12 protein-coding genes are annotated in these 14384 nt (G+C 48.1%); 1 reads left to right on the forward strand and 11 read right to left on the reverse strand.

Annotation, left to right across the window (positions count from 1 at the left end):
* The first annotated feature begins 117 nt into the window (after positions 1–117).
* Positions 118–705 (forward strand): PF03691 family colicin E2 tolerance protein CbrC, encoded by a 588-nt coding sequence (gene cbrC / locus D9742_RS01590; RefSeq protein ID WP_130235772.1) that lies wholly within the window; start codon positions 118–120, stop codon positions 703–705.
* A 59-nt stretch (positions 706–764) separates the two neighbouring features.
* On the opposite strand, the gene phoU is transcribed toward cbrC, so the two are convergent.
* The 11 genes from phoU to glmS all read right to left on the reverse strand — a co-directional run bounded on the left by phoU (position 765) and on the right by glmS (position 14326).
* Positions 765–1490 (reverse strand): phosphate signaling complex protein PhoU, encoded by a 726-nt coding sequence (gene phoU / locus D9742_RS01595; RefSeq protein ID WP_059228751.1) that lies wholly within the window; start codon positions 1488–1490, stop codon positions 765–767.
* A gap of 14 nt (positions 1491–1504) precedes the next feature.
* Positions 1505–2278: a phosphate ABC transporter ATP-binding protein PstB gene (gene pstB, locus D9742_RS01600; protein ID WP_000063126.1), complete on the reverse strand. Its 774-nt coding sequence runs from the start codon at positions 2276–2278 to the stop codon at positions 1505–1507.
* 170 nt (positions 2279–2448) lie between these two features.
* Entirely contained in the window at positions 2449–3339 is an 891-nt protein-coding gene (gene pstA, locus D9742_RS01605) for a phosphate ABC transporter permease PstA (RefSeq protein ID WP_001251991.1), read from the reverse strand.
* A complete protein-coding gene (gene pstC / locus D9742_RS01610) occupies positions 3339–4298 on the reverse strand; it encodes a phosphate ABC transporter permease PstC (RefSeq protein WP_000741620.1) in 960 nt (319 codons plus the stop codon). The genes pstA and pstC overlap by 1 nt, the downstream gene beginning before the upstream one ends.
* 85 nt (positions 4299–4383) lie before the next feature.
* Positions 4384–5424: a phosphate ABC transporter substrate-binding protein PstS gene (pstS, locus tag D9742_RS01615; RefSeq protein WP_053901344.1), complete on the reverse strand. Its 1041-nt coding sequence runs from the start codon at positions 5422–5424 to the stop codon at positions 4384–4386.
* A 211-nt stretch (positions 5425–5635) separates the two neighbouring features.
* Positions 5636–6718, reverse strand: coding sequence for a fimbrial protein (locus D9742_RS01620; protein WP_130235773.1), 1083 nt, complete (start codon positions 6716–6718; stop codon positions 5636–5638).
* Between the two features lie 27 nt (positions 6719–6745).
* Positions 6746–7837, reverse strand: a complete 1092-nt coding sequence (locus tag D9742_RS01625) for a fimbrial protein (protein WP_000722805.1) — start codon at positions 7835–7837, stop codon at positions 6746–6748.
* 11 nt (positions 7838–7848) lie between these two features.
* On the reverse strand, positions 7849–10383 hold the full coding sequence (locus tag D9742_RS01630) for a fimbria/pilus outer membrane usher protein (RefSeq protein WP_000168517.1): 2535 nt from the start codon (positions 10381–10383) through the stop codon (positions 7849–7851).
* 21 nt (positions 10384–10404) lie between these two features.
* Positions 10405–11085: a fimbrial chaperone gene (locus D9742_RS01635; RefSeq protein WP_240780501.1), complete on the reverse strand. Its 681-nt coding sequence runs from the start codon at positions 11083–11085 to the stop codon at positions 10405–10407.
* Positions 11086–11193: 108 nt separating this feature from the next.
* The gene (gene lpfA2, locus D9742_RS01640; protein ID WP_000804045.1) at positions 11194–11796 is read right to left on the reverse strand and encodes a long polar fimbria major subunit LpfA2; all 603 of its coding nucleotides are present in this window, start codon (positions 11794–11796) and stop codon (positions 11194–11196) included.
* Between the two features lie 700 nt (positions 11797–12496).
* Positions 12497–14326 (reverse strand): glutamine--fructose-6-phosphate transaminase (isomerizing), encoded by a 1830-nt coding sequence (gene glmS, locus D9742_RS01645; protein ID WP_130235775.1) that lies wholly within the window; start codon positions 14324–14326, stop codon positions 12497–12499.
* Positions 14327–14384 lie beyond the last annotated feature (58 nt).

A 14384-nucleotide genomic window follows, 5' to 3' on the forward strand; every position in this document is an offset into this window, starting at 1 on the left:
GTCGGGTAATGCATCACGCGTCTACCAGGATTAGGTATTTAATGTCCTGAAGCAGACTCTTTACGCTAAGCGGGATGCTTTATCTTTAATCTACTCAAAAGCAGACAGGATGTTTCTATGACTCAAAATATCAGGCCGTTACCCCTATTCAAATATCATCCAAAACCACTGGAAACAGGCGCATTTAAGCAGGATAAAACCGTAGAGTGCGATTGCTGTGAACAACCGACGTCAGTTTATTACTCTGGTCCTTTTTATTGTGTTGATGAAGTTGAATATCTCTGTCCATGGTGCATTGCGGACGGTTCTGCGGCAGAAAAGTTTGCAGGTAGTTTTCAGGATGACACAGACATCGAAGGCGTTGAATTTGAGTATGATGAAGAGGGCGAATTTGCCGGTGTTAAGAACACATATCCTGACGATATGCTGAAAGAATTGGTTGAACGCACGCCAGGTTATCATGGATGGCAGCAGGCATTCTGGCTCGCACATTGTGGCGATTTCTGTGCTTTTATCGGCTATGTGGGCTGGAATGAGATAAAAGATCGCCTCGATGAATTTGCCAATCTTGAAGAAGATTGTGAAAATTTCGGTATTAAAAATTCTGATCTAGCTAAATGTTTACAAAACGGCGGTGATTGTCAGGGGTATCTGTTCCGCTGTCTCCACTGCGGCAAGCTGAGACTGTGGGGCGATTTTTCGTAATGCTACTCTGCCCGGTAAGTTTTACCGGGCAGAGTGCCTGGTGCAGTGCACGCTTAGCGTTACTCTTTCGGATCTTTCCCCGCCAGTAACTTATCCAGCTCATCACCGCCGACGTGACGGAAATCTTGCCCCTTCACGTAGTAGAAGATGTATTCGCAGATATTCTGGCAGCGGTCGCCTATACGTTCGATAGAACGCGCACAGAACAGCGCGGTAAGTACGCTTGGAATGGTGCGCGAATCTTCCATCATGTAAGTCATCAGTTGGCGTACAATGCCTTCGTACTCCTGATCGACTTTTTTATCTTCCCGATAAATTCGCACCGCTTCGTCAATATCCATACGCGCGAATGCGTCCAGCACGTCGTGCAGCATCTGGATGGTATGACGGCCCAGCGACTCCAGGCTCACCAGCAACGGCTGATGCTGCTGGGAGAATTTTTCCAGCGCAGTACGACAGATTTTGTCCGCCACGTCGCCAATACGCTCCAGTTCGGCAATGGTTTTGCTGATCACCATCACCAGACGCAGATCGCTCGCCGTCGGCTGACGTTTGGCGATAATGCGCACGCAGGCTTCATCGATCGCCACTTCCATCATGTTGACGTTCTTGTCGCCTTCGATCACCCGCTTCGCCAGATCGCTGTCCTGGTTGTGCATCGCCGTGATGGCATCAGTTAGCTGCTGCTCCACCATGCCGCCCATGGTCATCACCTGCGTGCGGATACTTTCCAGTTCGGCGTTGAACTGGCCGGAAATATGTTTATTAAGATTGAGACTGTCCATAACGCACTCCTTAATCAACCGTAACGACCGGTGATGTAGTCTTCTGTTTGTTTCTTCGCTGGCTTGGTGAACAGATCGTCCGTGTTGCTGAACTCAATCAATTCGCCCAGGTACATAAACGCCGTGTGGTCGGAACAACGCGCAGCCTGCTGCATGTTGTGGGTTACGATCACCACGGTGTAATCCTGCTTCAGTTCGGTGATCAACTCTTCAATACGCCCGGTAGAGATAGGGTCGAGCGCCGAACACGGTTCGTCGAGCAGCAGCACTTCCGGACGAATTGCGATACCACGCGCAATGCACAGACGTTGTTGCTGACCACCAGAGAGAGAGTAACCGCTCTGGTGCAATTTATCTTTGGTTTCGTTCCACAATGCGGCTTTGGTCAATGCCCACTGTACGCGCTCGTCCATGTCGGCACGGGAGAGCTTCTCAAACAGACGGACACCAAAGGCGATGTTGTCGTAAATGGACATCGGGAACGGCGTAGGCTTCTGGAACACCATGCCCACTTTCGCACGCAGCAGGGCGATATCCTGAGTGTTGGTCAGGATGTTGTCGCCATCGAGCAGAATTTCACCTTCTGCGCGCTGCTCCGGGTACAGTTCAAACATTTTGTTGAAGGTACGCAGCAGCGTCGATTTACCGCAGCCGGACGGCCCGATAAACGCCGTTACCTGGTTTTTAGCGATATCCAGGTTGATGTTTTTCAGGGCATGGAATTTGCCGTAGTAGAAGTTCAAATTACGAACCTGAATTTTACTCGGGGCAGTTTCAACCATACTCATTGCAATCTTTTCCTCATCGTGCCTGATGCACTTCGCTAATCAGGCTTACCGTAGGCCGGATCAGGCATTCACGCCGCATCCGGCAAAGTGTTAACCGTGTACAGAGTCAAAAAGGCGCTCGATCGGTCCCCTCGCCCCTCTGGGGAGAGGGGAAAACCGTATAAGCAATATCAACCGTGTTTATTCTTCGCAAAAACAACGCGCGCCAGAATGTTCAGCAGCAGGACGCACAGGGTAATAATCAACACCCCAGCCCAGGCCAGTTGCTGCCATTCTGCAAATGGGCTCATCGCAAACTTAAAGATCGTCACCGGCAGGTTGGCGATCGGCTGCATCATGTCCGTGCTCCAGAACTGGTTGGAGAGCGCGGTAAACAGCAGCGGCGCGGTTTCACCGGCAATACGGGCAATCGCCAGCAGGATACCGGTCATGATCCCGGACACCGACGCTTTCAGCGTAATCGCGGAGATCATCTTCCACTTCGGCGTACCCAGTGCATAAGCCGCTTCACGCAGGCTGTCCGGCACCAGTTTCAGCATGTTCTCGGTGGTGCGGATAACAATCGGTACCTGCAACAGCGCCAGCGCAATCACGCCCGCCCAACCGGAGAAGTGCTCCATCTGCGCCACCACGATGGTGTAAACAAACAGACCAACCACAATCGACGGTGCGGAAAGCAAAATGTCGTTAATGAAGCGAATCACTTCTGCCAGCCAGGATTTACGACCATATTCCGCCAGATAAATCCCCGCCATAATGCCCAGCGGCGTACCGAATACCGTGGCCCACAAAATTAACAGGCCGCTACCCGCCAGGGCGTTCGCCAGACCACCGCCTTCCGTATTTGGCGGCGGCGTCATTTCGGTGAACAGCGCCAGCGACATACCGTCGATACCGCGGGTGATGGTGGACATTAAAATCCAGATCAGCCAGAACAGACCGAAGGCCATCGTCGCCATTGAGAGCGTAAGTGCAATACGGTTTTTGAGGCGGCGACGCGCCTGCATTTTGCGGCGGGATTCAGCCAGTGCCGCAGTGGTTTGCATTTCAACCATAGCCATTAGCGTGCCCCCTCATTCTTAGCCAGGCGCATAATCATAAACTTCGATGCGGCGAGGACGATGAAGGTAATCACAAACAGGATCAGGCCCAGTTCCATCAGTGCGGCAACGTGCAGACCGGATTCCGCTTCGGCAAATTCGTTGGCCAGCGCAGAGGTGATACTGTTGCCCGGCATGTACAGCGAGGCGCTATCGAGCTGGTAGGTGTTACCGATAATAAAGGTCACCGCCATGGTTTCACCGAGCGCACGCCCCAGCCCCAGCATGATGCCGCCGATAACACCATTTTTGGTGAACGGAAGAACGATACGCCAGATAACTTCCCAGGTGGTGCAGCCGATACCGTAGGCCGACTCTTTCATCATCACCGGGGTTTGTTCGAATACATCACGCATTACCGCCGCAATGTACGGAATAATCATGATGGCGAGGATCACGCCTGCCGCGAGGATACCGATACCAAAGGCCGGGCCGGAGAACAGCGCGCCAACAATCGGGATATTCGACATGATATTGCCGACCGGCTCCTGGAAGTAGACGGCAAACAGCGGCGCGAAGATAAACAAGCCCCACATGCCATAAACGATACTTGGAATAGCTGCCAGCAGTTCAATGGCGATACCCAGCGGGCGCTTCAGCCAACCAGGAGCAAGCTCAGTCAGGAACAGGGCGATACCGAAACTCACCGGGACGGCGATCAGCAGCGCGATAAACGAAGTCACCAGCGTACCGTAGATTGGCACCAGCGCCCCGTAGATATCATTCGGTGCATCCCACTCTTTGGTCCACAGGAAAGCCAGACCAAATTTCTGAATGCTCGGCCATGAGGAGATGATCAGAGAGACAATAATGCCACCCAACATCAATAGCACAATCAGCGCCGCCAGTTTTACCAGCACGCTGAAAATTATGTCGCCCTTTTTACCCGGTGGGTTAAAAGCAGGCTTGGTTGCAGCCATAAGTTACTCTTCAGTTAAACGCGTTTACAAAGTCATTTTGTAATGCCGGATAAGCCGTTAATGCCTTATCCGGCCTGGAATTTTATTAGTACAGCGGCTTACCGCTACTGTCTTTAATATTGGTCTTCCACGCAGCGCGAACCTGTTCCACTACGCTATCCGGCAGGCTGGCGTAATCCAGGTCATTTGCCTGTTTAGCCCCGGTTTTGTACGCCCAGTCGAAGAACTTGAGGACTTCTACACCCTGCTCTGGTTTCTTCTGATCTTTGTGAACCAGAATGAACGTGGTAGAGGTAATAGGCCATGCATCTTCGCCTTTCTGGTTGGTCAGATCCTGAGCGAAGGTTTTGCTCCAGTCTGCACCTTTTGCTGCATTAGCGAAGTTTTCTTCAGTCGGCAAAACAGGTTTACCATCAGCGGAGATCAGTTTGGTGTACGCCAGGTTGTTTTGCTTCGCGTAAGCATATTCAACGTAACCAATTGCACCCGGCAGACGCTGAACGAACGCGGCGATACCGTCGTTACCTTTACCGCCCAGACCGATCGGCCATTTTACGGTAGAGCCAGTACCAACGTTGTTTTTCCACTCTTCGTTCACTTTCGCCAGGTAGCTGGTGAAGACGAAGGAAGTCCCGGAGCCATCTGCGCGGCGTACTACAGCGATGTTCTGTGACGGCAGTTTCAGACCCGGATTCAATTTGGCGATGGCTTCATCATCCCACTTCTTGATTTTGCCCAGGTAGATGTCGCCGAGGGTTTTACCATCCAGCACCAGCTCACCAGACTTCAGACCTGGAATGTTAACCGCCAGCACCACGCCACCAATCACGGTCGGGAACTGGAACAGACCTTCCTGAGCCAGTTTTTCATCAGACAGCGGCGCGTCAGAGGCACCAAAATCAACGGTATTGGCAATAATCTGTTTTACGCCACCGGAAGAACCGATACCCTGGTAGTTAACTTTATTACCGGTTTCTTTCTGGTAAGTGTCAGCCCATTTGGCATACACCGGCGCAGGGAAGGTTGCACCTGCGCCTGTCAGGCTTGCTTCTGCAAACACAGAGAAAGCACTCATCGATAAGGTCGCGGCGACAACAGTTGCGACGGTGGTACGCATAACTTTCATAATGTCTCCTGGGAGGATTCATAAAGCATTGTTTGTTGGCTACGAGAAGCAAAATAGGACAAACAGGTGACAGTTATATGTAAGGAATGTGACAGTTTGATGACACCCAAAGGAAAGTTATTACTTATTGATATTGAAGGGGAAAAATATCAGCATTTTTTCATGAAAGGAGAGGAAATATGAACGGCTGTCATAAAACAGCCGCAAAAGGTTAGTTTACAAATTCAATGGTTAAGGTCGCGGTAGCGTTAAAAACGCCGGGCTGAGGCCGGGCACCGGTAAAGCTGGCAGGTGCTGCCGAAAAAGTTACCGAACCATTTTTACGACCAAAAATGGTCGTGTTGCCCATGTCTGCGGGTAACTTTCCGTTGTTGACGCTAACTTCAGCATTCGATTTATTGTAAATTTTGATCCCGACATCGGCATTGTCTGTCGCAACCATCGTATCGTCACTGCTTCGATTCGTCCCTGTAAAAGAAGCATCGACTTTCTGCGTACGCTCATCCCCCATCCCCGTACACTCAATACTCACTGTTTTAGTGATTTTTCGTGAAGTAATGGCTTGCCCGGCAGTAGATGAAAATTCGGACGCAGGAATAGTATCAAAATCAAAATAAATCACCTGTCCTGCATTTATCTGACAAGACTGTGGTGCGGTCAAACTGCCTGAAATTCGAACTTTTGCAATCGCCTCACCACGGGTCGTGGTGCTGGATATGTTGGCATACAGCAATGCAATATCGGTGATAGGCATTACTACCGTTCCATTTATTGAACGTTTAATACGAAATGAAATCTTCGCATCTGCTCCGGTTTTCAGGCTCACGCCAACCGCTGTAGTTTTGTTTCCCTGACAAGTGTGATCTGTTGTAGTTGCCTGGTTGGAAACATGTTCAAAAGGAACTGCCGTATACCCCGCATTTAGCACAGATATTTTTGTTCCCACATCGACATATTCGTTAAGATAGTAAAAAGCAAGACCACTTGCGGTGGTGCTATAAACCATACCGGGAGCAGGGTCTGCGGTATAATATATTTCGTGATAAGCGCCATTGCTATGTTTTGAATCACAGTTACACAGAACGCTATAATTTTCAGAAGATGTTGCATTAGCAATATCTATTAATGTTTTTCCAGGCACATTATTTGCTGCACTGACCGTTGTCAAAGGAAAATTAAGGCTTAACGTATGTGTGCCGCCTCTTGTTGCACAAGTGCCATCATTTGCCGCATACCCGCACGGCAACCCTAAATGAAAGAGAATTATGCAAAATATATAATGCCATTTTTTCATGAAATTATTCCTTTTACTAACACAAGATTAGTTAGTAAATTCAATAACCAGCGTGGCTGTAGCGGTAAATCCATTATCAGGCGCTGGTTTTGCTCCCGTCAGACTGGCGGGCGCTGAATAAAACGTTACGCTACCATCGGTTTTTCCTAATCGACTAATAGCACCCATATCAGCGGGTAAGTTGCCCCCATCCACATTCACTGGACGGTCGTTCTTATCAAAAATCTTAATTCCCACATCCGGATTACTCGTCACGATCATCGTGGCATCGGCACTTCTGTTTGCCGCAATCATCGACGCACTCACCACCTCCGTGGACCTTACGTCTTCCATCCCGGTACAGGATACAGTCACTTCGGTTTTGATCTTTCTTTCGGCAATAATTGAACCCGCCGTTGAGGAGAACTCAGCGCTATTAATTTTTTGAAAATCGACATCGATGCTCTGATTTGGCGTTAACTCACAGTTCTGCGGGGCCGTTAGTTGTCCGCGAATTGTCACTTTAGAAACGGGGGTCGTTTTGGGAAAATGATCGGACATGCCCGCGTACAACCAGGCGACTTCCGTTGTGGGTATTGTCACCGTGCCAGTAATAGAATGCCGAACATAGAAAGATAATTTTGCCGAGCGCCCTGAATCCAGATTTACAGTGCTCCCATTTTTACCTGCTCCACAGGTATGTTGCGGTGAGGTGGATTGGTTGGATAAGTGTTCAAAAGGAATGGCCGCATATTGGTTATTAATAATAAAAATCGTCACGCCGACCGATAAATAATCATTCAGAGCATAGTAATTTAACCCATTAAGAGTGCGCTCAAGCACAAGCCCCGGTGCGGCATCCCCCGTGTAGAAGATAGGAAAAAATGCTGTTTGTTGGCCCGGTCCGCCATGCGTGTCATCACAGTGACAGCGCACCGGGTATGTTCCAGTCGTGTTGCTCAGTGCCTCGAAAATATTGTATCCGGAGTGGTTATTCGCCGCAGCCACCGTGAGCGGACCAAATGATAAATTTGACATGTGCGTTGCGCCATCACTATTAAAACAAACGCCATCACCATTAGCGGCGAAACCATAAGGACAGCAAAGCAGCAGAATCAACCCTGATAATATTTTTTTCATTCATGCTTCCTTTAGCGACAAATCGCATCCATTTGAACCAGGCTGGTATCATCAGGTTTATGGGTGATGTGATAGGCCGCCTTACATTTTTCATCCGCAGCTTGTCCCCAACTCAATAAAAACTCGCCTTTTTCAGGCATCCCGGAGAGATACAGTTCGCCGTTATCACCGACAATCCCGGTGACTGTGCCCGTTTCGAGAGAGGCGGTTGCCATCGCGCCAAACATTATTGGTTTACCGTTGACCTGGCGGACGTTAAATAGCACGCGATAACCGACATGGGTGACAAATTCGGCTTTCACCACCGCACCGCGCGTTGGTACCAGGTTGATGACGGTGTTTTCCAGTTCAATATTGGCTTTGGAGAAATAGTCGCTGTTCAATGCCACGCGGTTTTCGTCATACGGGCTAAGCTGCGTTTTTACGGTATAACCACGCCAGTCGGTAGAAATCCCGGTAGCGTTTTCAATGGACAGGCCTTCTGCGCCCGGCGCTTTGACCAATGCCACCGTTTCGCCCAGTTCCTGCGAGAAGGTCACTCCGTCACTATGCACCAGCACGCCGCCTCTGGCGCCATAATCAAAATGTTGGGAGTCACGGCTCCAGGAATAGCTACCATTGACCGAGCCATAAGTCCCGTCATAGGTCATTCCGGCATTGCCGCTGTAGGAGTCATCAGGAGAGTGCATCCACGATTCCTGTACGTTATAAGACAGGTTACGCCCTTCCAGCATCGTTCCGTTCAGACCGACCTGCATCGTGCTTTCATGGTGGTTGTTTTGTGTTAACGAATAGTTGACGTAGCTGTCTTCCATCCAGCCCGATAGCGGTATCGACATTGAGAACATGAAAATCTGTTCTTTGCCGAAATTATCATTGTTATCATCATGATGGTTGCTCGATGAGCGCTTGATCGAGTCCGTATAGTTCCAGGAAACGTTCCAGGAGATGTTTCGCCAGTTGTTGTTATAGCCGAACTGTAATAAACGCTCGACCTCATCGGTCTGCCAGTATTCCTGTCGACTGAATGTTAAATAAATATTGCCCCAGCCTGGCGTGAAAGATTGCGTCCAGGTGCCTTCGAAGCGGCTGCGACGGTTGCCCGTTACCCAGAAATCAGAATCATTATCCTGTCGCGACACCCATTCATTGAGGGTGTAGAACCCCTCCGTAGAGTAGCGATAACCCACCAGACGAAAGGTGGTATTGGTGTCTTCAAAACGTTTGGAATAGAGAAAACGATACGATTGACCACTCTCATTATCGCCGTAGTCAAACTGCGAGCGGGCATGAGTCACGTCAAAAGAAATCGCGCCCAGCGCCCCCATATCTTTACCAATACCCAGCGCGGCAGAAGCGTAATCATTTGCCAATTGTGTTCCGCCATACAAAGTTATTCCCAAAGGGAAACCGTGCATTGCTTGTAACTGCAAGACCTCAGGCGTAAAGCCGCTTTCGTCGCGCACTTCTCCAATGCTAAGGTCTACATCGGTCTGACCTTCACGCTTGAGAATGGCCAGTGAAGTAAATGGCTGAATAAAGTGCTGCTCGCTGCCATCTTCTTCTTTGATAGTGACATCGAGATCGCCGCCGCTACTGGTCGTGTTTAAGTCGGTGAGGGCAAATGCGCCCTGTGGTACGGCTGATTGATAAATAACGTAGCCGTTTTGTTTGATGATCACCGTGGCGTTAGTTTTCGCAATTCCATGTACCACTGGCGCAAAGCCGTTCTGGCTGGAGGGCAACATATCGTCATCGGTATACAGCCGCACGCCACGCACCTGTGTACTATCAAATACATCGCTTGCCGTCCAGGTATCGCCAATCATAATCTGGCTACGTAATGCCATGATGTCGCGCTGAATGTAATTACTGACGGAATGGTAGTCCACATTACCGTCATAAGAATTCAGGGTGCTGTAATTACGAAAACGCCATGCGCCTAAATTAATACCATTACGCAAATTCAGATAATAACTGTCATCGTCGTCGTCATAATTTGACCGGATGGTATGCGATGCCGAAAAATCATAATTCATCATCATGGCATTGATCCCCTGATCCCAACGGGAAGGGCTGATATAACCATTAACTGCATTGTTGAGATAAATTTGCGGAATAGTAATATTCAATGCCAGCTTACTGGCGTCCAGTAACCAGGTAGCCCCGTCGATCAGCGGAACTGGATTTACGCATGTTTTGTCATCAACATTCGCCAGAGATTTTATCGCATCAACTTTTATACCATAGGTCGCCAGCACGTTTTTTATCGCCACGTAGCATGGGTGGAGTTCAGCATCAGGGTTATCCTGGACGAATTTAACTTCCTGGCGTTCGAAGAGCATGCCGTTGATCATCACATCAACTTTGTATGTTCCCGCAGGTAAGGTATTCGAACGGTTGAACTGGTGAATATCAATATTATCCGCAGGATGATCCAGTTCCAGTAATCTGGGGTTGAACAAGCTATCCCGGGCAAAAGCAGATATGGAACAGAGCAGACATATGCCCGATGCAAGCGTAATGAAAAGATGCGAAGAGGCCATCGATATATCCTTATCCGGCGCTTAAAGGTTTTTCTTTAGTGGTTGACTAATTGCACCGTAATCATTAATAAAGCGCCAAACGAGCGATTTTCCTGCCACGCCAGCCGGAATTGGTAATGTCAATGTTTCAAAAGGGCGGATCATATTTAGCGACACGTCTTTATCGTCCACCGTCACACTCATTACATTAATATGGATCGGATTTGGATTTTCGACGATGAGATTATTACCCTGCCGCGACCATTTAACATTTTTAATAGCCTGCTCAGGGATTATCTTTACCGCGGCTGGTCGCCAGAATAACTTAATTCTTGTTTTTATGGCTATCTCAAGAACATTGGTATTTTTTTTATCAATTGAAGGAGGGATGTTTTTCACGTTCAACCAGAATACGGACTCCCGATCTTTTGGTAACTCGCCAGCCGTTTTTAAAATGCGTAATATTTTCTCTTGCTGTGGTTCAATGCGAGAAACGGGAGGTATCACTGAAAATGGCGGTTTGCTTTTATCCTCTTTATTAAATGGATCAACCCATGTCTGCAATAGATAAGGAAGGTTCGTTTCTTTATTAAAAATAGAGATTGTGGTATCAGGTTTGTCACCATAAAAAATAACGCGAGTTCCCCCAACAACAATACCAGCCATAGCCATCGACGTCTGGGTAATCAATGTGACAGCAAAAAATAATCTAAGTAAATACATAGGCATAAATGTATCTCATAAAGATATAATAATGACGCCCTTCTTTTTAGTAAAAGAGAACCATAATGGCGAGCGCCATTTTATTTAAGGTATTATGTTAAGAATGATTTATTTTATATATTCAACTGTAAACTGCGAGTCGGCGTTAGCTGTACCAGGGTCAATAGTCGTTTCCGTGGCAATATAACGAGCCATAAACTTCATGGATGCATTACCATTAGAAATCGGAGTTGATGCAGAATTTTCATATAACTTGACCTGTGTGTTATCTGCACGGTTATATAAACGAATAGCTACGCCTTTCGCTGCACTAACGGCACCCGCACCAGTATAATCCCCACTGTTATCACTCGGGCTAATACCAGCGGCAGCATCGTTAGAGTTATCAAGCGGGGTACCGATTGCCAGGTTGCCATTACCATGAGCATCTTCATTACCATCGAAACGAATTGCGGCGGACTTAAAGGTTTCCGGGCATTGAGTCAGATCGATAGAAAAAGCCGTCGGGGCAGCCACATCATCGACGCCACTAAAGGCTGTACGGTTTACTTTGCCTAAGTCAACGACCTGATCTTTAGTTTCAGGTGTGACTTCGCAAGTACTGTCAATAATTTCACCACGGAAATGGACTGTTCCATCAGCCGCTTGTAGGTGACCTGCCATAAACACAGAAGTTAACGCTAATGCTCCTACAATCATATTTGGTTTCATAAATATAACTCCATTAATTTGATATTATTCCTGTGTGTTATCCATTTATTAAATTTGGATAAACCCGATCGGTATTTGATCAGAAGCCAAATAGTACTACCAATATACTTTGGCGCAAGTGGTTTTTATTTTATACATTTAGATAAATTAAATTAGGTGTTAAGCAAAACTAAATTTATATCGTTATGTGATTGCTTAAAAGAAGAGTGAATAATAAATGGATATAAATATTATTTTTATGGCGATGTGATTTTGTAATTATATCACATATCAGAATGTCAGACAATTTTTTCATATTTACATAAACCATGGCTATGAGTTTGCGTATAAACAGTCTTATTTTTTAGTAAATCATACTTCCAAGTTATATTTTTTACCTATATTTGTGGAAAGACTATACATTTGCAGTGATAATTTATTATCACACATTGTTACATAGTTAAATCAAATTACATATTGATGATTATTTTACAAGCGATTCTTGAATGAACAAAACGTGCTATTCATTACAAAGTACGTCAATTATGGCAATTGTTTGTCAATGATTCGAAGTATTTAATTACTACTACGGTTAAAACAAGTGTTCAACGGTGCCCCAAATAATAGCTGAAGTTAATTATCTGGAATGAGGTTAGATTATTAATGCTGGTAAGTAAAAGGGCCGCCAAAAGGCAGCCCTTCGTTCAGCAAATGAAAAATATTACTCAACCGTTACCGATTTTGCCAGGTTACGCGGCTGGTCAACGTCGGTGCCTTTGATCAGCGCGACGTGATAAGCCAGTAACTGCAGCGGAACGGTGTAGAAGATCGGTGCAATCACCTCTTCCACATGCGGCATCTCGATGATGTGCATGTTATCGCTACCTACAAAACCAGCATCCTGATCGGCGAAGACGTACAGTTGACCGCCACGCGCACGAACTTCTTCAATGTTGGATTTCAGTTTTTCCAACAACTCGTTGTTCGGCGCGACGACGATAACCGGCATATCGGCGTCAATCAGCGCCAGCGGACCGTGTTTCAGTTCGCCCGCAGCGTAGGCTTCAGCGTGAATGTAAGAGATTTCTTTCAGCTTCAATGCGCCTTCCAGCGCGATTGGGTACTGATCGCCACGTCCCAGGAACAGCGCGTGATGTTTATCAGAGAAATCTTCTGCCAGGGCTTCAATGCGTTTGTCCTGAGACAGCATCTGCTCAATACGGTTCGGCAGCGCCTGCAGACCATGCACGATATCATGTTCAATGGAGGCATCCAGACCTTTCAGGCGAGACAGTTTCGCCACCAGCATCAGCAGCACGGTTAACTGGGTGGTGAAGGCTTTGGTGGAGGCCACGCCAATTTCCGTACCTGCGTTGGTCATCAGCGCCAGATCGGATTCACGCACCAGAGAAGACCCCGGAACGTTACAGATTGCCAGCGAACCAAGGTAACCCAGCTCTTTCGACAGACGCAGGCCAGCCAGGGTATCTGCGGTTTCTCCAGACTGTGACAAGGTGATCATCAGGCTGTTACGACGCACGGCAGATTTGCGATAGCGGAATTCAGAAGCGATTTCGACGTCGCACGGAATACCAGCCAGCGATTCAAACCAGTAACGGGAAACCATACCGGAGTTGTAAGAAGTACCGCAGGCGAGGATCTGAATATGCTCAACCTTCGACAACAGTTCGTCGGCGTTCGGTCCCAGCTCGCTCAAATCTATCTGACCGTGGCTGATGCGCCCGGTAAGGGTGTTTTTGATCGCGTTAGGCTGTTCGTAGATCTCTTTCTGCATGTAGTGACGGTAAATACCTTTATCGCCCGCGTCATATTGCAGATTGGATTCGATATCCTGACGTTTCACTTCCGCGCCTGATTTATCGAAGATGGTTACCGAACGGCGAGTTACTTCAGCGATATCGCCCTCTTCGAGGAAGATAAAGCGACGGGTCACCGGCAGCAGCGCCAGCTGGTCAGAAGCGATAAAGTTTTCGCCCATACCGAGGCCAATCACCAGTGGACTACCAGAACGTGCCGCCAACAGGGTATCCGGGTGACGGGTATCCATAATTACCGTGCCATAAGCGCCACGCAGCTGCGGAATAGCGCGCAGAACAGCTTCACGTAGAGTGCCGCCCTGTTTCAGTTCCCAGTTCACCAGGTGCGCAATCACTTCGGTGTCGGTTTCAGAAACGAAGGTATAACCACGCGATTTTAACTCTTCACGCAGCGGTTCATGGTTTTCGATGATGCCGTTATGCACCACCACAATGTGTTCAGAAACATGCGGATGCGCATTCACTTCTGAAGGTTCGCCGTGCGTCGCCCAGCGAGTATGAGCAATACCCGTACCGCCATGCAGAGGATGTTCTTCCGCTGCCTGAGCCAGCATCTGTACTTTACCGAGACGACGCAGACGGGTCATATGACCTTCTGCATCAACAACCGCCAGACCAGCAGAGTCATAACCGCGGTATTCCAGACGACGTAAACCTTCAAGAAGGATTTCTGCTACATCACGTTGCGCGATCGCGCCAACAATTCCACACATAGTTTTTGATTCCGGTTTATATCGTTGTCGGTCAACCTGTATGCCCGTTTTTTCGGGC

Source organism: Escherichia sp. E1V33, from assembly GCF_004211955.1.
Classification (GTDB): Bacteria; Pseudomonadota; Gammaproteobacteria; order Enterobacterales; family Enterobacteriaceae; genus Escherichia.

Bases quoted from the DNA above. Each gene is read 5' to 3' on its own strand.
- cbrC (WP_130235772.1), top strand. From the start codon at position 118: ATGACTCAAAATATCAGGCCGTTACCCCTATTCAAATATCATCCAAAA.
- phoU (WP_059228751.1), bottom strand. From the start codon at position 1,490: ATGGACAGTCTCAATCTTAATAAACATATTTCCGGCCAGTTCAACGCC.
- pstB (WP_000063126.1), bottom strand. From the start codon at position 2,278: ATGAGTATGGTTGAAACTGCCCCGAGTAAAATTCAGGTTCGTAATTTG.
- pstA (WP_001251991.1), bottom strand. From the start codon at position 3,339: ATGGCTATGGTTGAAATGCAAACCACTGCGGCACTGGCTGAATCCCGC.
- pstC (WP_000741620.1), bottom strand. From the start codon at position 4,298: ATGGCTGCAACCAAGCCTGCTTTTAACCCACCGGGTAAAAAGGGCGAC.
- pstS (WP_053901344.1), bottom strand. From the start codon at position 5,424: ATGAAAGTTATGCGTACCACCGTCGCAACTGTTGTCGCCGCGACCTTA.
- D9742_RS01620 (WP_130235773.1), bottom strand. From the start codon at position 6,718: ATGAAAAAATGGCATTATATATTTTGCATAATTCTCTTTCATTTAGGG.
- D9742_RS01625 (WP_000722805.1), bottom strand. From the start codon at position 7,837: ATGAAAAAAATATTATCAGGGTTGATTCTGCTGCTTTGCTGTCCTTAT.
- D9742_RS01630 (WP_000168517.1), bottom strand. From the start codon at position 10,383: ATGGCCTCTTCGCATCTTTTCATTACGCTTGCATCGGGCATATGTCTG.
- D9742_RS01635 (WP_240780501.1), bottom strand. From the start codon at position 11,085: ATGTATTTACTTAGATTATTTTTTGCTGTCACATTGATTACCCAGACG.
- lpfA2 (WP_000804045.1), bottom strand. From the start codon at position 11,796: ATGAAACCAAATATGATTGTAGGAGCATTAGCGTTAACTTCTGTGTTT.
- glmS (WP_130235775.1), bottom strand. From the start codon at position 14,326: ATGTGTGGAATTGTTGGCGCGATCGCGCAACGTGATGTAGCAGAAATC.